The organism is Streptomyces sp. NBC_00158 (assembly GCF_045160885.1).
GTDB lineage: Bacteria > Actinomycetota > Actinomycetes > Streptomycetales > Streptomycetaceae > Streptomyces.
Window position 1 is genome coordinate 6,656,289 of the sequence record NZ_CP108161.1, and the last position, 26,199, is coordinate 6,682,487.

General features: G+C 73.3%; 25 protein-coding genes. 16 read left to right on the forward strand and 9 right to left on the reverse strand.

Going from position 1 to position 26,199, the window contains the following annotated elements:
• Positions 1 to 26: 26 nt before the first annotated feature.
• The 5 genes from OG553_RS30500 (at position 27) to OG553_RS30520 (ending at position 5,372) form a co-directional block, all read left to right on the forward strand.
• A complete protein-coding gene (locus OG553_RS30500) occupies positions 27 to 1,169 on the forward strand; it encodes an LLM class flavin-dependent oxidoreductase (RefSeq protein WP_405982056.1) in 1,143 nt (380 codons plus the stop codon).
• A gap of 276 nt (positions 1,170 to 1,445) precedes the next feature.
• A complete protein-coding gene (locus OG553_RS30505; RefSeq protein WP_405982057.1) occupies positions 1,446 to 2,852 on the forward strand; it encodes a DUF6421 family protein in 1,407 nt (468 codons plus the stop codon).
• A gap of 26 nt (positions 2,853 to 2,878) precedes the next feature.
• Positions 2,879 to 3,628, forward strand: coding sequence for an SDR family NAD(P)-dependent oxidoreductase (locus OG553_RS30510; RefSeq protein WP_405982058.1), 750 nt, complete (start codon positions 2,879 to 2,881; stop codon positions 3,626 to 3,628).
• The gene (locus OG553_RS30515; protein WP_405982059.1) at positions 3,625 to 4,686 is read left to right on the forward strand and encodes a threonine aldolase family protein; all 1,062 of its coding nucleotides are present in this window, start codon (positions 3,625 to 3,627) and stop codon (positions 4,684 to 4,686) included. Before OG553_RS30510 ends, OG553_RS30515 begins: the two co-directional genes overlap by 4 nt.
• Positions 4,687 to 4,772: 86 nt before the next feature.
• Complete coding sequence (locus tag OG553_RS30520) at positions 4,773 to 5,372, forward strand: transglutaminase family protein (protein WP_405982060.1); 600 nt, start codon at positions 4,773 to 4,775, stop codon at positions 5,370 to 5,372.
• On the opposite strand, the gene OG553_RS30525 is transcribed toward OG553_RS30520, so the two are convergent.
• Complete coding sequence (locus OG553_RS30525) at positions 5,308 to 6,546, reverse strand: MFS transporter (protein ID WP_405982061.1); 1,239 nt, start codon at positions 6,544 to 6,546, stop codon at positions 5,308 to 5,310. The two genes, OG553_RS30520 and OG553_RS30525, sit on opposite strands and share 65 nt — an antisense overlap.
• A gap of 82 nt (positions 6,547 to 6,628) precedes the next feature.
• On the opposite strand from OG553_RS30525, the gene OG553_RS30530 reads away from it, so the two are divergent.
• The gene (locus tag OG553_RS30530) at positions 6,629 to 7,228 is read left to right on the forward strand and encodes a CGNR zinc finger domain-containing protein (RefSeq protein WP_405982062.1); all 600 of its coding nucleotides are present in this window, start codon (positions 6,629 to 6,631) and stop codon (positions 7,226 to 7,228) included.
• A gap of 27 nt (positions 7,229 to 7,255) precedes the next feature.
• Here the strand turns inward: OG553_RS30530 and OG553_RS30535 are convergent, their stop codons facing one another.
• Positions 7,256 to 7,984: a lysophospholipid acyltransferase family protein gene (locus OG553_RS30535; protein WP_405982063.1), complete on the reverse strand. Its 729-nt coding sequence runs from the start codon at positions 7,982 to 7,984 to the stop codon at positions 7,256 to 7,258.
• A 189-nt stretch (positions 7,985 to 8,173) separates the two neighbouring features.
• Between OG553_RS30535 and OG553_RS30540 the strand changes: the two genes are divergently transcribed.
• The 5 genes from OG553_RS30540 to OG553_RS30560 all read left to right on the forward strand — a co-directional run bounded on the left by OG553_RS30540 (position 8,174) and on the right by OG553_RS30560 (position 12,838).
• Complete coding sequence (locus OG553_RS30540; protein WP_405982064.1) at positions 8,174 to 8,548, forward strand: thioredoxin family protein; 375 nt, start codon at positions 8,174 to 8,176, stop codon at positions 8,546 to 8,548.
• Positions 8,549 to 8,804: 256 nt separating this feature from the next.
• Positions 8,805 to 9,344 carry a flavin reductase family protein gene (locus OG553_RS30545; RefSeq protein WP_405982065.1) on the forward strand — a complete coding sequence of 180 codons (540 nt, stop codon included), beginning with the start codon at positions 8,805 to 8,807 and terminating at the stop codon, positions 9,342 to 9,344.
• A gap of 202 nt (positions 9,345 to 9,546) precedes the next feature.
• A complete protein-coding gene (locus OG553_RS30550) occupies positions 9,547 to 10,332 on the forward strand; it encodes an electron transfer flavoprotein subunit beta/FixA family protein (RefSeq protein ID WP_405982066.1) in 786 nt (261 codons plus the stop codon).
• Positions 10,333 to 10,391: 59 nt separating this feature from the next.
• Entirely contained in the window at positions 10,392 to 11,354 is a 963-nt protein-coding gene (locus OG553_RS30555; RefSeq protein WP_405982067.1) for an electron transfer flavoprotein subunit alpha/FixB family protein, read from the forward strand.
• Between the two features lie 185 nt (positions 11,355 to 11,539).
• Positions 11,540 to 12,838 carry a DUF6986 family protein gene (locus OG553_RS30560; protein ID WP_405982068.1) on the forward strand — a complete coding sequence of 433 codons (1,299 nt, stop codon included), beginning with the start codon at positions 11,540 to 11,542 and terminating at the stop codon, positions 12,836 to 12,838.
• A gap of 34 nt (positions 12,839 to 12,872) precedes the next feature.
• On the opposite strand, the gene OG553_RS30565 is transcribed toward OG553_RS30560, so the two are convergent.
• On the reverse strand, positions 12,873 to 15,077 hold the full coding sequence (locus tag OG553_RS30565; RefSeq protein WP_405982069.1) for a WD40 repeat domain-containing protein: 2,205 nt from the start codon (positions 15,075 to 15,077) through the stop codon (positions 12,873 to 12,875).
• Positions 15,078 to 15,224: 147 nt separating this feature from the next.
• Here OG553_RS30565 and OG553_RS30570 point away from each other — a divergent pair, with 147 nt between their 5' ends.
• Positions 15,225 to 15,419 (forward strand): hypothetical protein, encoded by a 195-nt coding sequence (locus tag OG553_RS30570; RefSeq protein WP_405982070.1) that lies wholly within the window; start codon positions 15,225 to 15,227, stop codon positions 15,417 to 15,419.
• Here the strand turns inward: OG553_RS30570 and OG553_RS30575 are convergent.
• Positions 15,409 to 16,398 carry a LacI family DNA-binding transcriptional regulator gene (locus OG553_RS30575; protein WP_405983182.1) on the reverse strand — a complete coding sequence of 330 codons (990 nt, stop codon included), beginning with the start codon at positions 16,396 to 16,398 and terminating at the stop codon, positions 15,409 to 15,411. The two genes, OG553_RS30570 and OG553_RS30575, sit on opposite strands and share 11 nt — an antisense overlap.
• A gap of 220 nt (positions 16,399 to 16,618) precedes the next feature.
• Between OG553_RS30575 and OG553_RS30580 the strand changes: the two genes are divergently transcribed.
• Complete coding sequence (locus OG553_RS30580; protein WP_405982071.1) at positions 16,619 to 17,656, forward strand: NUDIX domain-containing protein; 1,038 nt, start codon at positions 16,619 to 16,621, stop codon at positions 17,654 to 17,656.
• A gap of 87 nt (positions 17,657 to 17,743) precedes the next feature.
• Here OG553_RS30580 and OG553_RS30585 read toward each other — a convergent pair whose 3' ends face one another.
• Together OG553_RS30585 and OG553_RS30590 are read right to left on the reverse strand one after the other, a co-directional pair.
• Positions 17,744 to 18,445, reverse strand: coding sequence for an MBL fold metallo-hydrolase (locus OG553_RS30585; protein ID WP_405982072.1), 702 nt, complete (start codon positions 18,443 to 18,445; stop codon positions 17,744 to 17,746).
• A 122-nt stretch (positions 18,446 to 18,567) separates the two neighbouring features.
• Complete coding sequence (locus tag OG553_RS30590) at positions 18,568 to 19,932, reverse strand: dipeptidase (RefSeq protein ID WP_405982073.1); 1,365 nt, start codon at positions 19,930 to 19,932, stop codon at positions 18,568 to 18,570.
• Positions 19,933 to 20,093: 161 nt separating this feature from the next.
• On the opposite strand from OG553_RS30590, the gene OG553_RS30595 reads away from it, so the two are divergent.
• Positions 20,094 to 21,422, forward strand: coding sequence for a geranylgeranyl reductase family protein (locus tag OG553_RS30595; RefSeq protein ID WP_405982074.1), 1,329 nt, complete (start codon positions 20,094 to 20,096; stop codon positions 21,420 to 21,422).
• A gap of 105 nt (positions 21,423 to 21,527) precedes the next feature.
• On the opposite strand, the gene OG553_RS30600 is transcribed toward OG553_RS30595, so the two are convergent.
• Positions 21,528 to 21,986, reverse strand: coding sequence for a nitroreductase/quinone reductase family protein (locus OG553_RS30600; protein WP_405982075.1), 459 nt, complete (start codon positions 21,984 to 21,986; stop codon positions 21,528 to 21,530).
• 164 nt (positions 21,987 to 22,150) lie between these two features.
• Here OG553_RS30600 and OG553_RS30605 point away from each other — a divergent pair, with 164 nt between their 5' ends.
• Positions 22,151 to 22,849: a TetR/AcrR family transcriptional regulator gene (locus tag OG553_RS30605; RefSeq protein ID WP_405982076.1), complete on the forward strand. Its 699-nt coding sequence runs from the start codon at positions 22,151 to 22,153 to the stop codon at positions 22,847 to 22,849.
• 179 nt (positions 22,850 to 23,028) lie between these two features.
• A complete protein-coding gene (locus OG553_RS30610; RefSeq protein WP_405982077.1) occupies positions 23,029 to 23,985 on the forward strand; it encodes a spherulation-specific family 4 protein in 957 nt (318 codons plus the stop codon).
• A gap of 10 nt (positions 23,986 to 23,995) precedes the next feature.
• Here the strand turns inward: OG553_RS30610 and OG553_RS30615 are convergent, their stop codons facing one another.
• Positions 23,996 to 25,207, reverse strand: a complete 1,212-nt coding sequence (locus OG553_RS30615) for a GDSL-type esterase/lipase family protein (RefSeq protein WP_405982078.1) — start codon at positions 25,205 to 25,207, stop codon at positions 23,996 to 23,998.
• Positions 25,208 to 25,365: 158 nt separating this feature from the next.
• Positions 25,366 to 26,109 carry a maleylpyruvate isomerase family mycothiol-dependent enzyme gene (locus OG553_RS30620; RefSeq protein WP_405982079.1) on the reverse strand — a complete coding sequence of 248 codons (744 nt, stop codon included), beginning with the start codon at positions 26,107 to 26,109 and terminating at the stop codon, positions 25,366 to 25,368.
• Positions 26,110 to 26,199 lie beyond the last annotated feature (90 nt).

Sequence of the window (26,199 nt, forward strand, 5' to 3'; positions counted from 1 at the left end):
GTACGGGACGCATCCCTGGAGGCATCGTGAAATTCTCCGTGATCTTCGAGGCTCAGCTGGCCGATCCGACCGTGGAACGGGAACACCAGGTCATCCGGGACTGCGTCGAGCAGGCGGTCCTCGCCGAACGCATGGGATTCGACCGGATCTGGGCCGTCGAGCACCACTCCTTGAAGTGGTACGCGCACATGAGCGCGCCCGAAGTGTTCCTGAGCTTCGTCGCGGCCCGGACGCACACCATACGCATCGGCCATGGCGTCGTGTGCATGCCCTTCAACTTCAACCACCCGGTGCGCGTGGCCGAACGGGCCGCGATGCTCGACCTGCTCTCCGGCGGGCGGCTCGACCTGGGCGCCGGGCGCGGTGGCACGGAGCAGGAGACCTCGCTGTGCGGGGTGGACCGGGAGCGCACCGCCGCCGAGGTGGAGGAGGCGCTGCGGATCATCGGGAAGGCCTGGCAGGAGGAGGAGCTGGAGTACCGCGGCGAGCTGCTGGACATCGCCCCGCACCCGATCCTGCCGCGCCCGGCGCAGCGGCCCCACCCGCCGCTGTTCCTGGCCTGCAGCCGGGGTGAGACCCTGGTGCAGGCCGCCGAACTGGGCGTGGGGGCGCTGGTGATGGGCTTCGCCGGGCCGGAGTCCATCGCGGGGATGCGGGCCGTGTACGACGCCGCGCTCGCGGCCCGCGACGGCGGCCGGTTCGTCTCCACGGCCGTCAACGACCACTTCTCGGTGCTGTGCCCGACCATCGTGCTGGACGATCCCGAGGAGGCCCGCCGGATCGGCGTCCGCGGGCAGCGGTTCTTCGCGCAGTCCATCGGGCACTGGTACGGCGGCGCGGGCATTCCGGACGAGGCGGTGGTGGCCGGCGCCGACGAGGCGGCGGAGATGCGCCGGGCCGCCGAGCAGGTCGTGGCCCGGCTGCACGAGCTGGACATCCCGGTGCGGCCGACCTCCACGGCCACCTTCAACGCCGACCACGCCTACGGGAGCGCCGACGAGGCCATCGCGTACGTGGAGCGGCTGCGGGCGGCGGGCGCGGACGAGGTGATGTGCCTGGTCCAGATGGGCACGGTGCCGCAGGAGGCCTGTCTGGAGACCCTGCGGCAGTGGGGGGAGAAGGTCATCCCGCACTTCCGGGGCGAGGGCGGGGGCCCGGACCCCGCCTGAGTGGGGCGGACCGATTCCCGGGTGGGGTGGACCGGCCCCCGGGTGGGGCGGACCGGCCCCTGGGTGGGGGAGTCCCCCCTTTATTTTCACCGTGCCGCCGGTGGAGGCCGAACGGGTCAACTACTAGGCGGAGTGGTGGATTCCACCGTGCGTTACGGGAAGACTTCCGGTGGAGTGGGGGGTCCCACAGGATAATTTCCTTAGTTTCCTCTTGAGTGGGAGAGCCTCGCATGCATACGCTGTCTTAACGCGAGGTTCTCCTGTGGAGGAAGTGACATGACGGAAACTCTTGTGCCGGGCTCCGGCGGTGCCGTGATAACCGCTGGCGCGCGGGTGGTCGACCACCCCGCCTGGCCCGCGCTCAAGGCCGCCGTGGAGGAGATCCGCCCCTGGCAGGCCAAGGACGGATCGATCGACTTCGACGCCGAGGGCGCCCCCGCCCGCGCCGACGTCGAGGCCGCCGTGGAGCGGGTCGCCGGCGCCGTCGAGGAGCTGTCCCCGCTGCTGCCGCACGCCACCGCGTACCACGCCGCGCTCGTCGCCGACCTGCGCAAGTGGGTCGCGCAGGGCTTCGGCGTGCCGGACTTCCTGGACTCGCTGCTGGCCTTCCACCCGGCCGCCCAGCGCGCCGACGGCCTGCAGCACCTCGTGGTCTTCCCGATGTACACGCAGAACGGCAACCCGGACCGCAACTTCGAGGCCGTCGTCCTGAAGATGGTGTGGCCCGAGTGGCTCTCCGAGCTGGAGCGCACCCGGTACGACAACCCGCTCTTCCTCGGCATCACCCTGGAGGACTTCACCCCGGGCTACGACACCCATTCCGCGGTGCTCTTCCCGGAGACCATCGCCGTGCGCGAGGCCCCCGAGCGCTTCACCTGGGGCGGCATCTTCTGCGACCGCGAGGCCGCCCGCTACCGCAAGGTGACCGGCGCCGCCGTGGACATCCTGGGCATCGAGCTGCCCGAGGACATCGCCCGCATGGTCGAGGACCAGGAGCGCTGCGAGAAGGCCTTCGTCCTGTGGGACATGGTCCACGACCGCACCCACAGCCACGGCGACCTGCCGTTCGACCCCTTCATGATCAAGCAGCGCCAGCCGTTCTGGATGTACGGCCTGGAGGAGCTGCGCTGCGACCTCACCGCCTTCAAGGAGGCCGTGAAGCTGGAGTCCGAGGGCAACGAGCACGGCCGCGACGTCCAGTACGCCGTCCTCTTCGACCGGATGTTCCGCTTCCCCGTCTCCGGTGACCGCAACCGCAACTACGACGGTCTCGGCGGCCAGCTCCTCTTCGCGTACCTCCACAAGCACGACGTCGTGCGCTGGACGGACAACAAGCTGAAGATCGACTGGATGCGCGCCCCGCAGGTCACCAACCAGCTGTGCGCCGAGATCGAGGACCTCTACCGCGCGGGCATCGACCGCCCGAAGCTGGTCCACTGGTTCAAGGCCTACGAGCTGGTCTCCACCTACCTCGCCCCGCACCCGGGCTCGAAGTGGGCCAAGGGCCCCGACGCCCTGGACCTCACGCAGCCGCCGCGCAAGCTCGTGGACGACGTGCTTCCCGACGAGTTTCCCCTCAGCATGTTCTACGAGGCCCTCGCCAAGAAGCTCAAGGGCGTGATCGCCTCGACCAAGGGCATCACCCCGGCGAACGCTGACGACGCCGAGCGGGCCGCCGCGTGAGCGACCGCGCACAGGAGGCTGTACGGATGAACGGCAATGGGACGCTCCACGGAGCCGTCGTGGCGGTGGCCGGGGCCGGCGGCCCCGCCGGCCGGGCCGCGCTGATGCGCCTCGCCGAGGCGGGGGCCACGGTCGTGGCCTCCGACGCCGACGCGGCGCGCCTGGCGGAGGCCGTCGACGCCGCCCGCTACGCCCACGGCGGCGCCACCGTCACCGGTGACACCGTCGACCTGCTCGACCTGGAGGCCACCAAGGCCTGGGCCGAGCGCACCGAGAAGGAGTTCGGCCGGGTCGACGGCCTGGTCCACCTCGTCGGCGGCTGGCGCGGCAGCAAGACCTTCACCGACGTGGACCTCGCGGACTGGGACTTCCTGGAGAAGCTCCTCATCCGCACCGTCCAGCACACCTCGCTCGCCTTCCACGACGGGCTGCTGCGCAGCGACCGCGGACGCTACGTGCTGATCAGCCAGTCCGGCGCGCACAAGCCGGTCGCCAACAACGCCGCGTACAACGCCGGCAAGGCGGCCGCCGAGGCCTGGACCCTGGCCATGGCGGACTCCTTCCGCAAGGCCGGGGGAGAGGACGGCCCGCAGGCCGCTGCTGCGATCCTGGTGATCAAGGCACTGGTGCACGACGCGATGCGCGCCGAGCGTCCCAATGCGAAGTTCGCGGGCTTCACCGACGTCAAGGAGCTGGCCGAGGCCATCGCCGGCGTCTGGGAGCGGCCCGCCTCCGAAGTGAACGGACAGCGTCTGTGGCTCACTCCACAACCGTGAAGACCGATGCCCGCCGCCACCACGATCCGGCGGTCCGCGGTTTCGCGAGCGACAACTACGCGGGGGTGCATCCGGAGATCCTGGAGGCCATCGCGCTCGCCAACGGCGGCCACCAGGTCGCCTACGGCGAGGACGAGTACACCGAACACCTGCAGAGGGTCATCCGCAGCCACTTCGGCCCGTACGCCGAGGCCTTCCCGGTCTTCAACGGCACCGGCGCGAACGTCACCGCCCTCCAGGCGATGACCGACCGCTGGGGCGCCGTGATCTGCGCCAAGAGCGCCCACATCAACGTGGACGAGGGCGGCGCCCCGGAGCGGATGGCCGGCCTCAAGCTGCTCGCGGTGCCCACCCCGGACGGCAAGCTCACCCCCGAGCTGATCGACGAGGAGGCCTGGGGCTTCGAGGACGAGCACCGGGCCATGCCCCAGGTCGTCTCGATCACCCAGAACACCGAGCTCGGCACGGTCTACACCCCGGACGAGATCAGGGCGATCTGCGAGCACGCCCACGGCCTCGGCATGAAGGTGCACCTCGACGGTGCCCGGATAGCCAACGCCGCGGCCTCGCTCGACGTGCCGATGCGCACGTTCACCAACGCGGTGGGCGTCGACGTGCTGTCCTACGGCGGCACCAAGAACGGCATGATGTTCGGCGAGGCCGTGGTCGTGGTGAACCCGGACGCCGTCCGGCAGATGAAGCACATCCGCAAGATGTCGATGCAGCTCGCCTCCAAGATGCGCTTCGTCTCGGTGCAGCTGGAGGCCCTGCTCGCGAAGGACCTGTGGCTGCGCAACGCCCGCCAGGCCAACGCGATGGCGCAGCGGCTCGCGGCGGGCGTGCGCGAGACCGACGGGGTGGAGATCCTCTACCCGGTGCAGGCCAACGCCGTCTTCGCGAAGCTGCCGCACGAGGTGTCCCGCCGGCTCCAGCAGCGGTACCGCTTCTACTTCTGGGACGAGGCCGCCGGCCACGTCCGCTGGATGTGCGGCTACGACACCCAGGAAGAGGACGTGGACGGCTTCCTCCAGGCGCTCAAGGAGGAGCTGGCCCGCTAGCCGCTCCCTCCCGCATGGCTGCATAAATATGCCTCTGACCGTAGATCTATTGATCTACGGTCAGAGGCATGCCTATGCTCCCGCCCATGCAGCTCATCCAGCAGAACCCCGATATCCATGCGTATTTGGCCTCCGATGAGGCCATCGACCACTGGCACCCCCTGGTGCAGGAGACCGCCGACGCCCTCTGGTCCGCCACCGGCGGCGCATACTCATACGCTGAAGCGGCCTTCGAATTCGTCCGCGACACCATCCCGCACTCGGCCGACTCCGGGGACCCGCGCGTCTCCTGGCGCGCCTCCGACGTGCTCGCCACCCGCAACGGCATCTGCTACGCCAAGTCCCACGCCCTCGCCGCCCTGCTGCGCGCCCAGGGCATCCCCGCCGCCCTGTGCTACCAGAGGCTGACGGAGGACGACGGCTCGGACCCCGTCGTCCACGGGCTCGTAGCCGTCCGGCTGCCCGGCGCCGAGACCTGGTCCCGGATCGATCCGCGCGGCAACAAGCCCGGCGTCGACGCGCGGTTCGACCTCGACCGGGAGCGGCTCGCCTTCCCGGTCCGCCCGGAACTCGGCGAGGTCGACTACCCCGAGCTGCACGCCGCCCCGCACCCCGCGACGCTCAAGGCGCTCCAGGACTCCGCGGACCGGCCGCAGCTGTGGCGGAACCTTCCGACGGCTCTGTGACCGCCTCGGCCGGCGCGGGCCCCCGGCCGGCCACCAGAGCGTGCAGCGCGGCGGCCGCGAGCTGCAGTACGGCGATCCCGAGCAGCAGCGTCCACGGCGGCGCGGTGGCGGCCAGCCCCACCAGGGCGGCGCCCGTCGAAGCCGCCGTGATCTTCAGGCCCGCCCCCAGCGTGAACACCTGCGGCCTCACCTCCGCCGGGGCGTTCTCCGAGCGGATCCGCAGCGTGGCCGTCAGCAGCGGCCCGTCGCAGTAGCCGGCCACCGCGAACGCCACCGCCGTCAGGGCCACCGACGGCGTGAACGCCGCCACCGCGAGGGCCACCCCGGTCCCCGCCATGCCCCAGCGGGCCAGCCGGCCCGGCGCCACGCCCGTCATCCGGCCCAGCGTCAGGGACCCGGCCAGCGCGCCCGCCGCGAAGGCCGTCATCAGCACCCCGCCCGCGCCCGGACTGCCGAGCCCGATCGCCAGCAGCACCGAGGTGGTGGTCAGCGACCCGATCCCCACGAAGGCCAGGGTCGTCGCCGAGGTGATGGCACGCAGCTCCCGGACCCGCCACAGGGCGGCCAGCCCCGCCCCCAGCCCGGCGCGGGGTCCGTCCGGGGAGCGGCCCGCGCCCGGGTCCGCGTACGGAAGGGACGCCGCCAGCAGCGCCGCCAGCGCCGCCGAACCCGCCAGCACCGCCATCGCGGGCCCGGCCGAGAGCACCGCCCCGACCACGCTCACCGCCGCCGGGGCCGTCACCGCGGCCGCGTTGTACGTGGAGGCGTCCCAGCCGTACGCCCGGTCCCGCGCGGGGCCCTCCGGCAGCAGTCCCGCGACCAGGCTGGAGAGCCCGCCGGTCACCACCGGCCCGCAGGTCCCGCCGAGCACCGCCACCGCGAGCACCACCGGCACCGGAGCCCGCCCCAGCAGCGCCGACAGCGCCGCGACCGCCAGCGTGAACCCCGCCAGCGCGCCCGCGTAGAACAGCCGGGGCCGCCGGGCCCGGGCCGCGGCGGTCCCCGCCAGCGGCGCGGCCAGCACGTGCGGCGCCAGCCAGGCGGTCAGCACGAACGCCCCGTGAGCGGCACTCCCGGTGCGCTCCACGGCCAGCAGCACCACGGCCATGCCCATGCCCTCGGACGCGAAGCGCGCGGCCAGTGCCGCCGCCAGATACCGCCCGAACCCGCCCATCGGCGAACCCCCTCCGCTTTGGGTAACGTGTTAAGCGGAAAAGACGTTACGTCAGACGAGTGCAGGATGAAAGGATCCGTGCATGGCGGACCGGCGGGACTCGAGCGGTGGATTCGCGGCGGCCCGGAGGCTGATCGAGCTCGCGGAGGCGGTCCGCGCGGACCCGGCACTGCCGCGCGCCGCCCTGGCGCAGCTGCTCGCCCGGCACGGGGAGCGTCCGGAGGAACTCGCGCCGGAGGTCTTCACGGAAGAGGAGGCGGACGAACTGCGCGCCGCGGTCCGGCGCATGGCGGAGGTCCTCGCCGAGACCGACGAGGACCGCGCGGCCGGGGCCGTCAACGCCCTGCTGGAGGAGTGCGCCACCCGGCCCCGGCTGACCCGGCACGACGGCCACCCCTGGCACCTGCACGTGGACCGGGGCGACGGGGCGCACTGGGGGGAGTGGTTCCTGGCCTCCGGCGCCCTCGTCCTCGCCCAGCTGCTCACCGAACACGGGCGCCTCGTCTGGGGCGCCTGCGCCGCGGCCGGCTGCGGCCGGCTCTTCCTCGGGGCCGGTCCCGGCAGTGCCCGCCGCTACTGCGCCCCGGCGTGCGCCACGCGAGCCCGGGTAGCCGCCCACCGGCGCCGCAGGCGCGACGGCACGCCACCGGATCCGGCGGGCGGTCCGGCGGCGGGGGAGTAGGGCGGGGTCAGCCGGCGGGGGGCGGGGTCAGTTGGCCTCGCGCTCCTTGACCTGCGCGGCCGTCGGGGCGGTGCCTCCGAGGTGGGCGGGGAGCCACCAGGAGTCCTCGGAGCCCTGCGGCTTGGCCGGGTAGGCGCTCTGCGCCGCGTCCAGCAGCTCCTGCACGCGCTCCCGCAGGCGGCGGGTGATCGCGCCCGCGAACTGGTCCTTCGGCGCCTCGATCGGCTCGCCGACCCGCATGGTCACCGGGATGTGGCTGCGCTTGAGGTTCTTCGGGCGCCCCTTGGTCCACAGCCGCTGCGTGCCCCACAGGGCCACCGGGATCAGCGGGACCCCGGCCTCCTGGGCCATGCGCGCCGCACCCGACTTGAAGCTCTTGAGGGTGAACGACTGGGAGATCGTCGCCTCCGGGAACACCCCGATGATCTCGCCGGAGCGCAGCGAGTCCAGCGCGTGCTGGTACGCGGTCTCGCCCTGCTGGCGGTCCACCGGGATGTGCTTCATCGCGCGCATGAGCGGGCCCGAGACCTTGTGCCGGAACACCGACTCCTTGGCCATGAAGCGGACCAGGCGCTTCTGCGGGCGCGCGGTCAGGCCGGCGAAGATGAAGTCGAGGTAGCCGATGTGGTTCGACACCAGGACCGCCCCGCCCTTGCGCGGGATGTTCTCGGTGCCCTTCATGTCGATCCGGATGTCCAGCGCACGGAAGAGGGTGTGCGCGGCACCGATCACCGGGGGGTATACGAGCTCAGCCATGATGGGGAGACCCCGCTTTCTGCCTGGGGAGGTGCTCCCGGCCGGAAGTTACGGCAGCGTAGGTACGCGGCCATGGGGATCGTGCCCCAAACGCGGCCCGCTGGCCAGCCCAGACGCCCGCGCCGGGCGAGATTCTCGTCACGCGGGGAATGCCGGGCGCCGGACGGATGCTCGGACCAGGGTACGTACATGCGAACAGGGCGGACGGGAGCGGGTGTGCACGGGCACGGAGAAGGAACGCGGCCGCCGGGCGGGCGGGGGCCCCTCGGGGCCGCCGAGCTGGGCCGGGAGCCGGGGGAGCGGGCCAGCCTGGTGCAGTTCTCCTCCGCCTTCTGCCAGCCCTGCCGGGCCACCCGCAGGATCCTCGCGGAAGTCGCCGAAATGGTGGACGGCGTCGAGCACATCGAAATCGACGCCGAGCGCAACCTCGAACTCGTGCGCGCCCTGGGCATCGAGAAGACCCCCACGGTCCTCGTCCTGGACGCCGCCGGGCGCGTCGTCCGGCGCGCGGCCGGGATGCCCCGCAAGGCCGACGTGATCGCCGCCCTGGGGGCGGCGGTGTGACGGACGCGCCGGTACGCGCGCCCGCACGCAGCGTGACGCGCCTGACATCTGCCCGCTGTGGCTTGACTGTGTACGCGTGAGATCGACAGGCTGGCCGCATGCGGTATGAACTCCTGCTTTACGGGCGGCTCCACGTGGACCTCGTCCGCCATGCGAGCGCGCGCTGTCGGGACCGCTGAAGGCCCCTGTCCAGGCCCCCGGCCCCCGGTCCACCCAGCGCGCCCGCGACCACGCGGGAGTAAGGAAACAATCCCCCATGACGGCTCCGACGGCTCCGACGGCCCCGCCCGTACCCCTCGGTTCCACCGACGTCCCCCTGCCCGGCTCCCCCGACCTGCTCCGTTCCGTCTTCCGGCGGCACGCCGCGGGCGTCGCGGTGATCACCGCAGGGACCGGGGGCCGGCCCGCCGGTTTCACCGCGACCTCGCTCAACTCCGTCTCCGCGGACCCGCCGCTGCTCTCGTTCACCATCGGCACCGGCGCCTCCAGCTGGCCGGCGGTGCGCGACGGCGAGTACCTCGGCGTCCACATACTCGGCGAGCACCAGAGGGAGCTGGCCGGCCTCTTCGCGCGCAGCGGCGCCGACCGCTTCGGGGCGCAGACCGAGTGGGCCCCGGGGCCGCACGGCGTGCCGCTGCTCGGCGGGGTGCTGGCGTGGATGGTGTGCCGGGTGGTGGCGCGCGTGCCCGCCGGGGCCCACCGAGTGGTCATCGCCGAGGCGGTGGCGGGGGACCCCGCCGGGGAGGGCCGCCCCCTGCTGTACCACCAGGGGCGCTTCAACGCGTTGCGGGACTGAATCGTCCCTGCTGGGACGGGTTCGGGCGGCGTTGGACAGATCACAGTTCAGCGGCCTTGCAACCGGGGAAGACCCACTGTGTACTGACGAGTAACATTCCCTTCGGAGCGCGGGCCGCCCCGACCGGGACCCGCCCTACAAGGCGCCTATGCTGCCTGCACAAGGCGGTTTCAGAAAAAGACGATGCGGTAGGAGAGCCGGCGTGAGCCTGAGGATCGTTGTCTGTGTGAAGTACGTGCCCGACGCCACCGGTGACCGGCACTTCGCCGATGACCTGACCGTCGACCGCGACGACGTCGACGGTCTGCTGTCGGAGCTCGACGAGTACGCCGTCGAGCAGGCGCTGCAGATCGCCGACGAGGCGGACGAGGCCGAGATCACCGTCCTGACGGTGGGCCCCGAGGACGCCAAGGACGCGCTGCGCAAGGCGCTGTCGATGGGTGCCGACAAGGCCATCCACGTCGAGGACGACGACCTGCACGGCACCGACGTCATCGGTACCTCGCTGGTCCTCGCCAAGGCGATCGAGAAGGCCGGCTACGACCTGGTCATCACGGGCATGGCGTCGACCGACGGCACCATGGGTGTCCTCCCGGCGATCCTGGCCGAGCGCCTGGGCGTCCCGCAGGTCACCCTGCTCTCCGAGGTCAAGGTCGAGGACGGCACCGTCACGGGCCGCCGCGACGGCGACTCCGCCAGCGAGCAGCTGGAGGCCTCCCTCCCGGCCGTCGTCTCGGTGACGGACCAGTCGGGCGAGGCCCGCTACCCGTCCTTCAAGGGCATCATGGCCGCCAAGAAGAAGCCGGTGGAGTCCTGGGACCTGTCGGACCTGGACCTGGAGGCAGAAGAGGTCGGCCTCGAAGGCTCCTACACCGCGGTCGACTCCGCGGCCCAGCGTCCGGCCCGCACCGCCGGCACGATCGTCAAGGACGAGGGCGAGGGCGGCAAGCAGCTGGCCGAGTTCCTGGCCGGCCAGAAGTTCATCTAAGAGCTTCGGTCACCCCTCTCAAGCCCCCAGACACTTCGCAATAGCAGGAGAGCAGTCCCATGGCTGAAGTTCTCGTCTACGTCGACCACGTGGACGGTGCCGTCCGCAAGCCCACCCTCGAGCTGCTGACGCTGGCCCGCCGCGTCGGCGAGCCCGTCGCCGTCGCCCTGGGCGCCGGTGCCGAGGCCACCGCCGCCGTGCTCGCCGAGCACGGTGCCGTCAAGGTCCTCACCGCCGACGCCCCCGAGTTCACCGACTACCTCGTCGTACCGAAGGTGGACGCGCTCCAGGCCGCGTACGAGGCCGTCTCCCCGGCCGCCGTGCTCGTCCCGTCCTCCGCCGAGGGCAAGGAGATCGCCGCGCGCCTCGCCGTGCGCATCGGCTCCGGCATCATCACCGACGCCGTCGACCTGGAGGCCGGTGACGAGGGTCCGGTCGCGACCCAGGCCGCCTTCGCCGCGTCGTTCACCACCAAGTCCCGCGTGTCCAAGGGCACCCCGGTCATCACCGTGAAGCCGAACTCGGCCCCGGTCGAGGCCGCCCCGGCCGCCGGTGCCGTCGAGGTGCTCGCCGTCACCTTCGGTGCCCTGGCCACCGGCACCAAGGTCGTCGCCCGCACCCCGCGCGAGTCGACCGGCCGCCCGGAGCTGACCGAGGCCGCGATCGTGGTCTCCGGCGGCCGCGGCGTCAACGGTGCCGAGAACTTCGCGATCATCGAGGACCTCGCGGACTCCCTCGGTGCCGCCGTCGGCGCCTCGCGCGCCGCCGTCGACGCCGGCTGGTACCCGCACTCCAACCAGGTCGGCCAGACCGGCAAGTCGGTCTCCCCGCAGCTGTACATCGCCTCCGGCATCTCCGGCGCGATCCAGCACCGGGCCGGCATGCAGACCTCGAAGACCATCGTGGCCATCAACAAGGACGCCGAGGCCCCGATCTTCGACCTGGTCGACTACGGCGTGGTCGGCGACCTCTTCGAGGTCGTCCCGCAGCTGACGGGCGAGATCAAGGCGCGCAAGGGCTGAAATTCCGCGCCCGGTCGCTGACCTGCGCATCTCTTGGCCTACGGGGCCGTGTGGTGATTGTCACCGCACGGCCCCGAGTCGTTTGTCCCAGGCGGTGGAGGGACCATTGACTGAGCGGAACCCCGTGACTAAATTCTGCTATGCGGATCTAAGCTTCCGTGAAGCGGAAAAGAGGAGAGTGCACGATGGGTCAGCAGGAGAAGGTGGCGACGAGCCTCGCAGGCGCGGTCAGCGAGGGCATCAGCGCCTCCCTGGCGCCGGTGGACGCGGAACTCGCGCGTCACTACCCGGGCGACCCCGGCACCCGCCAGCCCATCCACACCGTCTACGTCCCCGGTGACGTCTTCACGGCCGACACCATCCGCTCCTGGGGCGACCAGGCCCTCGCGGCCATGGACGAGCACGCCCCGGACGCCGCCACCTTCGCCAAGGTACTCGGCATCCCCGACGAGCTGGCCGTACCGGTCTACGACCGCGTCCGCGCCAAGCTCGCCACCGAGCCCGTCGAGGACCTCCGCGTCGACTTCGAGGACGGCTTCGGCGTCCGCTCCGACGAGGAGGAGGACCAGGCCGCCGCCCGCGCCGCCCGCCTGATCTCCGAGGCCTACTCCAACGGCACCAACGCCCCGTACATGGGCATCCGCATGAAGTGCATGGAGTCCAACGTCCGCGACCGCGGCATCCGCACCACGGACGTCTTCCTCTCCGGCCTGCTCGCCCACGGCGGCCTCCCGGACAACCTGGTCCTGACCCTGCCCAAGGTCACCTACGCCGAGCAGGTCTCCGCGTTCGTCGAGCTGCTGGAGGCCTTCGAGACCACGCGCGGGCTGCGTCCGGGCCGCATCGGCTTCGAGATCCAGATCGAGACCAGCCAGTCCATCCTGGCCTCCGACGGCACCGCCACCGTGGCCCGGATGATCGAGGCCTCCAAGGGCCGCGCCACCGGCCTGCACTACGGCACCTTCGACTACAGCGCCTGCGTCGGCGTCTCCGCCGCCTACCAGGCCAGCGACCACCCCGCCGCCGACCACGCGAAGGCCATCATGCAGGTCGCCGCGGCCGGCACCGGCGTACGCGTCTCCGACGGCTCGACGAACGTGCTGCCCATCGGCACCACCGAGAAGGTCCACGAGGGCTGGAAGCTGCACTACGGCCTCACCCGCCGCGCCCTGGCCCGCGCCTACTACCAGGGCTGGGACATGCACCCGGCGCACCTGCCGACCCGCTACGCGGCCGTCTTCACCTTCTACCGCGAGGGCCTGGAGGCCGCCGCGGCGCGCCTGAAGGCGTACGTCGCGAAGATCGAGGGCGACGTGATGGACGAGCCGGCCACCGCCAAGGCCCTGGCCGGCTACCTGGTCCGCGGCCTCGACTGCGGCGCCGTCGGCACCGACGAGGTCACCGCCCTCACCGGCCTGACCCGCGCCGAACTGGACGCCTTCGCCATCCCGCGCCGCTCGGCCACCCTGACGGCCACCGCCTGACCCACCCGGCCCCGCCGCACGGCCCGGCCCCGGATCACCGGGCCCGGGCCGTCGGCACGAGCCAGCAGCGCACCGTCCCGTCGTCCCCGGCGGAGGCCAGCAGGCTCGCGTCGGGGGAGAAGGCGACACCCCGGACCGCGCCGGCGTGCCCGGTCAGCGGCAGGTCGGTGGCGGGCCTGCCCGTCGCAGGGTCCCAGAGCTGCACGGTGCCGTCCTCGCTCGCGCTGGCCAGCCGGTGTCCCTGAGGGGAGAAGGCGAGGTCGTGGACGGGGCCGGTGTGCCCGGAGAGACGGCGGCCGGGGGCCCGGAGGGCGGTCACGTCCCACAGCATGACGTGTCCGTCGATGTCACCGGTGGCCAGCAGTTTTCCGTCCGGGGAGAAGGCCAGGGAGCCGACGCCACTCAGGTGACCCTCCAGCTCCAGGCCGGTCGGTGCCCGGTCGGCCGGGTCCCACAGCACCACCCGCTCGCCCATCGCGGCTGCCAGGACGCTCCACTCCGGACCGGCGGCGAGGGCGTACACGTCCGAGACCCCGTCCGGAACGTGCGCGGCAGCCGTGTTCAGCACCGACACCCGTCCCTCCGCACCGATCACGGCCACCGGCCCGGTGGCGCCGCAGAACGCGACGTGCCGCACCAGGGACAGGGGACGGGAGAGGGGCAGGCCCGGGGTCCAGAGCACGGCCGGCCCGCCGTCGGCCGGGAAGCCCAGCCCCCAGGGCGCCGTACTGCCGGGCGTGGGCAGGGACTCGGGCAGCTGGACGCGTGCCGCCGGATCCCAGGTGAGGACCCGGCGGTCCTCGGTACGGACGAGGAGGCGCCCGCCGTCGGGGGAGAAGGCCGGCCTGCGCAGGGCGACCCCGGTCTCGGACGACAGGGGAGGCAGGGCCACGGCCTGGTGTTCGCGCAGGGCGCTGGCGAGGGCCCGTGCCGCGAGCGGCCGGGTCGGTGCGGGTTCCGCGTGTGGCCGGTCGTGGTAGACGACCAGCGCGTCCGTCTCGCCGCACGCGGCGATCATGCGGCCGTCCGGGGACACCGCCAGTACGTCCAGCAGATCGTTGTGCCCGGTCAGGGGCGGGCCTGAGGGGGCACCCGTCGAAGGGTTCCACAGACGTACGGTGCCGCCGCCACTCATGGTGGCCAGCAGGCGGCCGTCCTGTGAGAACGCGACCGCAGCCCCGGAACCGGCCGCTCCGTCCAGGCTGCGGACGACGGTGCTGGTTGCGGTGTCCCACAGGGCTGACTCCTCCCTGCCGACCGTGGCCAGCAGGGAGCCGTCGGCGGAGAAGGCGGCGCTGAGGGGTCCTCTCATGCTCCCGATCAGGGGGCTGCCGAGAGTCCTGTTGGCCGTCAGGTCCCACACACGTACTGCGTGCCCGTCCCTCATGGCGGCCAGGAGACCACCATCAGGGAGACAGGCCATGGCCCTGATCTCACCGCTGTGGCCGATCAAAGGCGATCCGAGAGTCTCTTCGGTCGCCATGCGCCAACGATGGACGATCCCCTCGTCATCGGCCGCGACCAGGATCCCGCCGTCCGGCGTGAAGGCGATCGCGTCGATCGAACCCCTGCTGCCGGGCAACGGCGGCCCCGTCGGCCGGAGGGTCGTGGTGTCCCACAGCCCCACAGTGCCCGCCATGTCCCCGACCGCCAGGACCTTGCTGTCGGGGGAGAACGCCAGCGACAGGGCGCCGCGTTGGCCGTTGAGGGTGCCGATCGGCAGTCCGAGGACGGGGTCCCACAGCTGGACCATCGTGTCCTCGTCGTCCTCGCCGGACACTGCGAGGATCCGGCCGTCGGGGGAGAACGCCGCGCAATAGTTGTTGTTGGTCCGTGTGGTCAGTACGTGGGCCAGGACGAAGCGGTTTGCCCGTGCGGGCGCAGCCGCGGGCTCGGGTGCCGGCGAACGCCGGAGCGGCGCCAGGGCGGCCAGGTCGCGCCAGCGGCGGCGCCAGGGTTCCAGTTCGGGGGAGTTGTGGGGCGGGACGGGCCGTTCCTGGCCGAACTCGTCGTAGGAGTGCAGGATCCGGACCAGGCCCATGAGGCCGTCCAGCCCTGGCAGGCGGTCCCCGCGGAACGCGTCGCTCTGGGTGGGCACCGGAAGCCGGATCCCGGTCTTGGACTTCGCCGCACGCGTGGCGAGTTCGCGGTACGACCGGTTGCCGCGGTCGAGCCGCAGCCGGCGTAAGTCCGCCGCGAACGCCTTCAGTTCTTCGTCGAATGCACGCACGCCGTTCATCACCGCACAGGTTAGGGCCGGGCGGGACGCTCCGCCGGACGATTCCGAACAGTGCCGGTCAGCGCCGGTGTCCGGCGGTGTCCGGGGGCGCTACGGGTTCGTCCGGCGGGCGTGGCGTGCCGACGGGCGGGGCGGTGGGATCGGGGCATGACCACAGCCCCGGACACCGATCCGCCCCTCCTCACCCTGCACGCCGCCGTCGTGCTCCTCGGCGCCCTGATGGCCGGGCTCGTCACCGGCGGGCTGAGTTACCTCGGCGGGGTGGCGGTGCCGCTCGCCGTGCTCGCCGGGCTCGGCGCCGCCGGCGGGGCCGTGCAGGGGCTGCGCGGGCTCATCCGGTGAACGGCGGGAGTTCGCCCGAGCCGCGGGGGACGAGGCGGGTGGGGAGTTCGATGCGGGCCGGGGGGAGGGGGGTGCCCGCCAGGCGCTGGAAGAGGCGGTCCGTGGCCACCCGGCCCATGGCCGCCGGGTCCTGGGCGACCACCGTGACGCCCGGCCGCAGCAGGTCGGCGAGCTCGAAGTCGTCGAAGCCGACCAGGGCCACCGGCCGGGGCAGCGCCGCCAGGACCCGTACGACGGTGACGGTGACCCGGTTGTTGCCCGCGAAGACGGCGGTGACCGGCTCCGGGCCCGTCAGCATCGCACCGGCCGCCGCCGTCACCCGTTCCGGGGCGGTGGAGCCGAGGGAGACCCAGGCGTCCGACACCGGAAGGCCCGCCCGGGCCATGGCATCGCGGTATCCGCGCAGGCGTTCCGTCGCGGTGTGGATGCGGGGGTGGTCGCCGATGAAGCCGATCCTGCGGTGCCCGGCGGCGATCAGGTGCGCCACCCCGTCCCGGGCGCCGCCGAAGCTGTCCGACAGGACGACGTCCGCCTCGATCCCGCCCGCCGGGCGGTCCACGAACACGGTGGCCACCCCGGCCCGGATCTCGGGTTCCAGGTAGCGGTGGTCCTCCCCGGCCGGGATCACGATCAGCCCGTCGACCCGGCGGGCGCACAGTGCGAGCGCCAACTCCCGCTCGCGGTCCGGGTCCTCGGCGCTGGAGCCGTTGATGAGCAGCGCGCCGTGCGTGCGCGCCACCTCCTCGACCGCCCGGTTGAGGGGGCCGTAGAAGGGGTCGGCGAGGTCCTCCAGCACCAGGCCGACGGTCGCGGTGCGGCCCTTGCGGAGCACCCGCGCGCTGTCGTTGCGCCGGAAACCGAGCTCCTCGATGGCCTCCTGCACCCGCCGCTCGGTGTCGGGGGTGACGCCCGGCTCGCCGTTGACGACCCGCGAGACCGTCTTCAGACCGACGCCCGCCCGGGCCGCCACGTCCTTCATGGTCGGCCGGTTGCCGTAGCGGGGCTCGGACGGGTGGCGGGTCTGCGGCACGGCGGGGAAACCTCCGGAGGCGGCGGGTGGCGGGCGGCGGGCGGACGGCTGTGGTCCCGGCGCCGCACCCGAGCATAAGCACTCGACCGGCGGGCGGGTTTCCATGGCAGGGTGGGGCGGGCAAGCCACCGGGGGGCTTCGGAGGCGAGCCACAGGGAGAGGGGTAGACGTGATTGTCTGGATCAACGGCACTTTCGGGGCGGGGAAGACCAGCGCGGCCCGTGAACTGGCCGGACTCCTTCCGGACGGCAGCCTGTACGACCCGGAGCTCATCGGCGACGCGCTGCGCCGGCTGCTGCCGCCCAAACGCCTCGCCGAGGTCGACGACTACCAGGACCTCCCGATCTGGCGGCGGCTGGTCGTGGACACGGCGGCGGCGATGCTGGCGGAGCTGGGCGGGGTCCTGGTCGTGCCGATGACCCTGCTGAGGCAGGAGTACCGCGACGAGATCTTCGGCGGCCTCGCGGCCCGCCGGATCGCGGTGCGGCACGTGCTGCTCGCCCCGGAGGAAACGATCCTGCGTGAGCGCATCGCCACCCGTCAGGAGCCGGGGGCGCCGGAGGTGGTGGACGTACGGGTCCGCCAGTGGGCGTACGACCACATCCCGGTCTACCGGCAGGCCCTCGGCTGGCTCAGCGCCGACGCGCACCTCGTCGACAACGGGCACCTGACGGTACGGGAGACGGCGCAGCGCATCGCCGACGCCGTACGCACCGACACGGCGGCGGTCTGCGACATCGTGCAGACCCCGGAGCCCACGCGGGAGACGGTGGCGGCGGGGGTGCTGCTCTTCGACGACCGGGACCGGGTCCTCCTGGTGGATCCGACGTACAAGCCCGGCTGGGAGTTCCCGGGCGGGGTGGTCGAGCCGGGCGAGGCCCCGGCACGGGCCGGCGTACGCGAGGTCGCGGAGGAGCTGGGCCTGACGCTGGAGCAGGTTCCCGGACTGCTCGTCGTCGACTGGGAACCGCCCCGCTCCCCGGCCTACGGCGGGCTGCGGCTGCTGTTCGACGGCGGACGGCTGGCGGAGCCGGAGATCGCCCGGCTGCGGCTGCCCGGCCCGGAACTGCGGGCCTGGCGCTTCGTCACCGAGTCCGAGGCGGCCGCCCTGCTGCCGCCGCAGCGCTACGAGCGGCTGCGCTGGGCCCTGCGCGCCCGCGAGCGCGGCACCCCGCTCTACCTGGAGGCGGGCCGCCCCACCCCCTGACGGGGCCCGGACCCCGCCCCCTGACGGGGCCCGGACCCCGGTCCCGCGCACCGGGGTCCCTGCCGCGCCTCGCGGACCGGGCCGGACTCAGCCCGCGGCCGCGGCCGCCCGGGCGGCCGCGTGGAGGGCCTTCGCGGTGTCCTCGGTACAGGGGTCGCCGTGCCCGAAGCAGGCCACGGACGGGGCGAGCGCGGCCAGCCGGCCGAACGAGGCGATCGCCCGGTCCCGGTCGGTGTTGAAGACGCCCAGCATCACCTGGCCGACCCCCGCCACGCAGTCCCCCGTGAACAGCACCCCGTGCTCGGGCAGGTGCACCCCGATGCTGCCCGGCGTGTGCCCCGGGGCGTGGACCACCACCGCCCCGCCGCCGAAGTCCAGCACCTCGCCGTCCTCCAGCTCCCGGTCGACCCGGGTCGGCGGGGCCTCGGGGGTCGTCAGCCCGTGCGCGTACAGCGGGACTTCCCAGTCCAGCAGGACCGGCTCGGGGACCGGCTGCTCGCCCCGCACCACCGGGGCGTCCAGCCGGTGGGCCAGGACGGGCGCGCCCCGGCGGGCGGCGAGCTCTCCGGCGGCGCCGACGTGGTCGCGGTGGCAGTGCGTCAGGACGATCCGCTCCAGCCGCTCCGGCTCCAGCCCAAGGGAACGTATCGCCCCCTCGATGTCGTCGGCGGAGCCGGCGTGCCCGGCGTCGATCAGGGTGAGGGCCCCGCCGTCCTGCCAGAGATAGGCCTGGCCGATGGCGAAGCGCAGCATGTGGAGCCGGTCCGGGATGACTTCAACAAGATCCATGGCGGCGACCGTAGGCTCCCCGGCCCGCCCCGGGCACCCGACTTCGCCGGGAGCGGAGTACGCCCAGGGCGCAGTGCGCCCTGGGCGTAAGGGGAGGGGACGCCGGGGCCGGCGTCGGGCGGTCAGGCGCTCTTGGACGCCGCGTAGTTCACCAGGAACAGGGCCTCGGCGACCGAAAGCCGCTCCAGCTCCTCCGGGGAGACGCTCTCGTTCACCGCGTGGATCTGCGCCTCCGGCTCGCTCAGCCCGATCAGCAGCATCTCCGCCCGCGGGTAGAGCGACGTCAGCGTGTTGCACAGCGGGATGGACCCACCCATGCCGCTGATCTGCATCTCCTGGCCGTCGTAGGCCTCGCTGAGGGCCGCCGCCATCGACGCGTACGCCGGGCTGCTCGTGTCCGCCTGGAACGGCTGGCCCTGGCCGACGACCTCCAGCTCCAGCCGCGCCTTCCACGGGGTGTGCGCCACCAGGTGCGCCTCCAGCAGCTTGATGGCCTCCGTGGTGTCCACGCCCGGCGGCACGCGCAGGCTGATCAGCGCGCCCGCGCTCGCGTGCACGGACGGGGTGGCGCCGACGACCGGCGGGCAGTCGATGCCCAGCACGGTGACGGCGGGACGGGCCCACAGCCGGTCGGCGATGGTGCCCTCGCCGATCAGCTCGACGCCGTCCAGGACCTTCGCGTCGGCGCGGAAGTCGGCCTCCGGGTACTGCAGGCCCTCCCACACCGCGTCCGAGGCGAGACCGTCCACGGTCGTCGAACCGTCCTCGGAGCGCAGCGAGTCCAGCAGGCGGATCAGCGCGGCGAGCGCGTCGGGGGCGACACCGCCGAACATGCCCGAGTGCAGGTTGCCGCCCAGGGTGTCGAGCTTGACCTTGATCAGGGTCATGCCGCGCAGGGTGGCCGTCACCGTCGGCAGGCCGAGGCGGAAGTTGCCCGCGTCGCCGATGACGATGGTGTCGGCGGCCAGCAGCTCCGGGTTGGCCTCGGCGTACTGCTGGAGGCCGCCGGTGCCCTGCTCCTCCGAGCCCTCGACGATCACCTTCACGCTCACCGGCACCCCGCCGTTGGCCTTCAGGGCGCGCAGCGCGAGCAGGTGCATGATGAAGCCGCCCTTGCAGTCGGCCGCACCGCGCCCGTACCAGCGGCCGTCGCGCTCGGTCAGCTCGAAGGCCGGGGAGATCCAGGCGGAGTCGTCCAGCGGCGGCTGCACGTCGTAGTGGGCGTACAGCAGGACGGTCGGGGCGCCCTCGGGGCCGGGCAGGAACCCGTACACGGACTGGGTGCCGTCCGGGGTGTCGAGCAGCGCCACGTCCTGGAAGCCCTCGGCGCGCAGGGCGTCGGCCACCCAGTTCGCGGCGGCCTGGCTCTCGCTCTGCGGGAACTGGGCCCAGTCCGCGACCGACTGGAACGCCACCAGCTCGGTCAGCTCCGCCTTGGCACGGGGCATGAGCGAGGCGACGGTCTCGGCGATCGGATTCTGGGACATGGGCACGCTCCTCGTGGGTGCGACGTTGTTGTATGTGCCGGGGTACGGCGAATGCAAGGCGAAAGACTGTCACGATCCTCGCACAGAGGGACGAGGCGGCGTCTCGCCGTAGGATTTCCACGGCATCGGAGCAACCGGGTGATCAGGAGCAGCAGCACATCGTGAGCAGCGACGACGACGTGAACGGCGCGAGCGCAGAGCAGGCCGGCCGGGGGGCGGACGAGCAGTCCCCAGCGGAGGCGGCAGGGGAGACGGCCGCGGGGGCGGCCGCCGGGGGCGCCCCCGGGGGTGCCGCGGAGGTGTGGGACGTCGTCGTGGTCGGCGCCGGACCGGCCGGGGCGTCGGCGGCGTACGCCGCGGCCTCGGCGGGCCGCAGCGTCCTGCTGCTGGAGAAGGCGGAGCTGCCCCGGTACAAGACCTGCGGCGGCGGCATCATCGGCCCCTCGCGCGACGCCCTCCCGCCGGGCTTCACGCTGCCCCTCCAGGACCGCGTCCACGCCGTCACCTTCTCCCTGAACGGCAGGCTGGCCCGGACCCGGCGCTCGAAGAACATGCTGTTCGGGCTCATCAACCGGCCCGAGTTCGACGCGGCGCTGGTCGCGGAGGCCGAGAAGGCCGGCGCGACGCTGCGTACGGGCACGGCCGTGTCCCGGGTCGAGCAGCACGGCGCGGCCGTGCCGGACCGGCGCACGGTCGCCGTGGTGCTCGCGGACGGCGAGACGGTCCTGGCGCGGGCCGTGGTCGGCGCCGACGGCAGCGCCAGCCGGATCGGCGCCCACGTCGGCGTGGAGATGGACCAGGTGGACCTCGGCCTGGAGGCGGAGATCCCGGTACCGGAGACGGTCGCCGAGGACTGGAAGGGCCGCGTCCTGATCGACTGGGGCCCGCTGCCCGGCAGTTACGGCTGGGTCTTCCCCAAGGGCGACACGCTCACCGTCGGGGTCATCTCGGCGAAGGGCGAGGGCGCGGCGACCAAGCGGTACCTCGACGACTTCATCGCCCGGCTGGGCCTGGCCGGCTTCGAGCCGGCCGTCTCCTCCGGCCATCTGACCCGCTGCCGGAAGCCCGATTCCCCGCTCTCGCGCGGCCGGGTGCTGGTGGCCGGTGACGCGGCGGGCCTGCTGGAGCCGTGGACGCGGGAGGGCATCTCCTTCGCGCTGCGCTCGGGGCGGCTCGCGGGGGAGTGGGCGGTCAAGGTCTCGGAGGCGCAGGACGCGGTGGACGCGCGCCGGCAGGCGCTCAACTACGCCTTCGCGGTCAAGGCCGGGCTGGGCGTGGAAATGGCCGTCGGCAAGCGGATGCTGACCGTCTTCGAGTCCCGACCGGGGCTGTTCCACGCGGCGCTCACGGGTGTGCGGCCGGCCTGGATGGCCTTCGCCCGCATCACCCGGGGCTCGACGACGCTGCCCGACCTGGTGCGTACGCACCCGCTGGCGCGCAAGGCCCTGCACCTGCTGGACGAGCGTCAGGCGCGCGGCCGCCGCGGCTAGCGCCGGAGTGCGCCGACCGGAGCGCCGGTTCTCCTCGGGGGCCGGCGCTTCGCCGTACCCGGGGGCGGGCCGGTGACGGGGCCGGTGAGGGGCGGGGCGGTCGGGTCAGCGGGAGACCGCGAGGCGGAAGACGGGGTGGTCGGCGGCGGCCGCCCGGAGCTCGGCGTCGGTGGACCCGGCGGTGACGCCCTGGAAGAACCGGTTGACCTCCCAGCCCCACTTCTCCAGGTAGGCGCGCAGCACGGCGGCCTTCTCCGCGGGGTCGGTCAGCTCCTCGACGGTGAAGGCGCGGACCTTGCGGCCGACGCGCAGCTCGCCGCCGCCCGCCACGCGCATGTTGCGGACCCACTGGGAGTGGCCGCGGGCCGAGACGAGGTACTGCTCGCCCTGGTGGTGGTGCGGGTTGACGGGGATGCGCTGCATCTTTCCGGAGGTGCGGCCGCGGACCGACAGCTCGGCCGTGCCGGCCAGGCTGATGCCGAGCCGGGCGAGCTTGCCGAAGAGGGCGTTGAACCGGACTGCGAACGGGCCGGCCTGGACGTAGTAGGGGGTGGACGCGTTCATGGTGGCCTCCGGGGCGCGCTGTTTCGGGAACCGATTCGAGAGCACTGCTCTCGCTTGAGAACAGTGTGCACGGATCGGTGCACCAAAACAAGAGCAGTGCTCTCTGAACGGATCGCCGCTCCCGTTTTTGTGCACTGCTCCGGCCGCATGGCACACTGATCCGCATGAGCAGCGTGCGAGGAGCCAGGGAACGGGCCCGTATCGAGGTCACCGCCGCCATCAAGGACGAGGCGCGCCGCAGCCTCGCCGCCGAAGGCGCCGCGAAACTCTCGCTGCGCGCCGTCGCCCGCGAGCTGGGCATGGTCTCCTCCGCCCTCTACCGCTACTTCCCCAGCCGTGACGAGCTGCTCACCGCGCTGATCATCGACGCCTACGACAGCCTCGGCGCCGCCGCCGAAGCCGCCGACGCCACCGCCCTCGCCGCAGGCTCCGCACCCCGCGCCCGCTGGACGGCGGTCTGCGCGGCGGTCCGCGCCTGGGCACTGGCCCACCCGCACGAGTACGCCCTCGTCTACGGCTCGCCGGTCCCCGGCTACTCCGCCCCGCTGGACACCGTCGGCCCCGCCTCCCGCGTGGGCAACGTCCTCATCGGCATCGTCCGCTCCGCCCACGAGGGCCGCGGCCTCGCCCTGCCGCCGCTGCCCGACGCCCTGCGCCCCGAAGCCCGGCGGATGACCGCCGACTTCGCCGAGGGCCTGCCCCCGGCGGTGACGGCCGCCCTGGTCGCGTCCTGGGCGCAGCTCGTCGGCCTCGTCTCCTTCGAGCTGTTCGGCCAGTTCAACCGGGTCGTCGAGGAGCGGGAGGTCTTCTTCGAGCACGCCGCCGGGCAGCTGGCGCACTCGGTCGGACTGCCCGCCGTGTGAGCGGCCCGCGCCGGGGCCTTGCCGGGACCGTGCCGGGCCGCGCCGGAGCCCCCGCCGGGCCGTGGTGACGAGTCGCTTGTCTGTTCCTCATACCAATCCGGGTGGTTCGGCCTTCACCGGGATCCCGCGCGTCTAGTGTTCCTCGGGACCCCGCCCCCGCCGCAGCCGGAGGAACAGCCGTGGCTCCCGCCCGCGTACTGAAGGCCCTGTACGCCGTCGCCCTGATCGTGCTGCTCGCCGCACCGGCGCCGGCCGTACCCGCCTCCGCGAGACAGGTCGAGCCGTCACCGGCTCCCGCCCCCCGGATATCCGGCGTGCGCGGCCTGGAGATCGGGGTCCCCGCCTACGTCTGGGCCGGCGACCCGATGCTCACCGCCCTCACCGCCACCACCCCCGCCGCCTCCGTGGTCGTCCTCAACCCCGGCAACGGCGACGCCCCCTTCGACGGCCCCTGGCGGGCCCGCGCCGACGCCCTGCGCGCCGGCACCACCGCCACCGGCGAGAAGACCAAGGTCCTCGGCTACGTCCACACCGACCACGGCAACCGGGACCCCGCCGCCGTCAGGGCCTCCGTGGACAACTACCTGAAGCCCGCCGCGGACGGCGACGACCGGCTCCACGTCGACGGCATCTTCTTCGACGTCGTCAGCCGCGACTGCGGCCCCGGCAACGCCACCCGCGACCACTACGCCGCCCTGCGCCGCTACGTCCAGGACACCATGCACGCCGCCGACCCGGACGTGGACGACCTCGTCGTCGACAACCCGGGCACCGCCATCGCCGACTGCTACCTCGAACCGGGCCACCGCACGGCCGACGTGTTCGTCACCTACGAGGACACGTACGCGGCGTACACCACGGGCGGCTGGCAGGGGAACGTGTTCGACGCCCGCGGCGGCTACCGCCCGGGCACCGACCTCGACCCGAGCGGCACCGCGTTCTGGCACCTCGTCCACGAGGTCCCGGACACCGCCGCGATGCGCACCACGCTCGGCACCGCCTTCGCCCGCGGCGCCGGCTACGCCTACGCGACGAGCGCCGCCATGCCCAACCCCTGGAACACCAGCCCGTCCTGGAAGTACCGCCCCCAGACCGCGTACGCGGCCACCCTGGGCGCCGCGGACCCCGCCGGCTGACCGGTCCCGGCTACCGGGCGCCGAAGGGGCCGTCGGGCGCGAAGGCGCGGGTGGCGAAGCGGGTGCCGATGAGGCGGTGGGTCTCCGGGGCCGGGTGGAGCCCGTCGGGCAGGGGGAGTTCGGCGAAGTCGGCTGAGCCGTAGAGGCCGAGCCCGTCCAGGTGGTGCAGGTTCGGGTCGTCGGCGGAGCGCTCCCGCACGACGCGCGCCAGTTCCGCCCGGACGACCTCCAGGGTCAGCTTGCCCGCGGCCACCTCCGCCGGGTCCCCGGCGGCCCGGAACCGGAGGCGGCCGGCTGCGAGTTCGGAGTAGTCGGGGGCGCTGGGGCCCGGGGTGTCCTCGTGGATCGGGCAGAGGATCGGCGAGACGACCAGCAGCGGGGTGGCGGGGTGGCCCTCGCGGACGGTGTCGAGGAAGCCGTGGACGGCGGGGCCGAAGGCGCGCAGCCGCATCAGGTCGTGGTTGACCAGGTTGATGCCGATCTTGACGCTGATCAGGTCGGCCGGGGTGTCCCGCAGCACGCGGGCGGTGAACGGGTCGAGCAGGGCGCTGCCGCTCAGACCGAGATTGACCAGCTCCACCCCGCCGAGGGAGGCGGCCAGCGCCGGCCAGGTCGTACTCGGGCCGGCCGCGTCGGAGCCGTGGCTGATCGAACTGCCGTGGTGCAGCCACACCTTGCGGCCCGGATCGGGGGACGGCTCGACGGGGGCGTCGGTCCGCAGGGCCACCAGCTCGGTGACCTCGTTGTGCGGCAGCCAGATCTCCACGTCCTTGACCCGGTCCGGCAGGCCGGAGAAGCGGACCGTGCCGACCGGGCCGGGGATCCGCTCCACCGACCCGGTGGACATGTCGGTCATCAGGACGTGCCCGCCGGTCACCCCGCCCTGCCCGGCGAGCCTGCCGTCGACCAGCAGGTCGTACACGCCGTCGGGACGCGGCGGGGCTCCCCGGTAGGCCATCTTGGTGCGCACGGCGTCCAGTTCGACGACCGTCGCCCGGGTGCGGAACGCCAGCCGCACCCCGGAGGGCTGCGCTTCCGCCATGGCGAGCTGTCCGTCGGCGCACTGGGCGCGGGCCCGGGCGGGCAGCCGGTGCGGCAGCAGTCCGAGCGGGGTGCGTTCCACCTCCAGGGCGCCGCGCAGGAAGCGGGCTTCGACCGGGGTGGTGATCAGGCCGGAGGAGTCGGGGGAAGGCGAGGAGGCGGGGGAGAGGCGGGAGGTCATGCCGCCCACCCTGCCAAGCCGCCCCCCGCCCCGCACGCCGATTTCCCCCGGCGGCCCGTCGCGGACACCCACCGGGGAACACCCACCGGGGAACACCCACCGGGGAACACCCACCGGGGAACACCCACCGGGGAACACCCACCGGCGGACGCCCGCCGTCAGATGCCCGCCGTCTCCTGCCACAGCCGCACCAGGGACTCGTCCCCGCGTACGCCCGGACCCGCGAGCGGGAGCCGGTTCCACAGGGCCGCGTACAGCCAGGCAGCCTCCCCGGTCACCTCGCAGTCCGGCTCCTCCCCGGTGTCGCCCCGCACCGTACGGGCCGGCTCCTTCGACAGGTGGACCGTCCACACCGCGCCCGTGTCCGCGGCCCGCACCCGCAGCACCCTGGGCTCCTCGGTCCGGACCCGGCTGCTCGGCCGGGCGTGGAAGCCGGTCAGCAGCTCGTCCACCCCGTCCTCCGCGAACTCCGGGGTCACCTCCGAGAAGGCGGTCCCCCGCGCCGACTCGGCGTCGAAACGGTGCACGGTCGTCTCGTGCGCCTGCCGGCGGGCCCAGAACGCCAGCGGCGACGGCGGCGCCGTCGGCAGGAAGGTGAAGCAGGCCACCCCCTCCGGCGCCTCCGTCAGGGTCCGGACCAGCTCCGCGTGCCCCTCCCGGAACCAGGCCAGCAGCTCCGCCCCCGCCAGCTCCGGCGGCTCCGGGAAGGGCACCCGCTCCACCAGACCCTCCCGCACGAACCCGGCTGCCCAGCGGTGCACCGCCCCGGTGTGCCGCAGCAGGTCGGCGACCCGCCACTGCGGACAGGTGGGCACCAGCGCCTCCGTACCCGCCCGTTCGGCCTGATCGGCGAGCAGCTCGCCCTCCCGGGCCAGGGTCTCCACGTATTCGGTGATCTTCATGCCGCGAGTGTGCCAGCCGCCCCCGACAATGGGAGGGTGGACGGGAAACTCCCGCCGCCCGGGGAACCATCGCCGCACGGGGAACCCTTC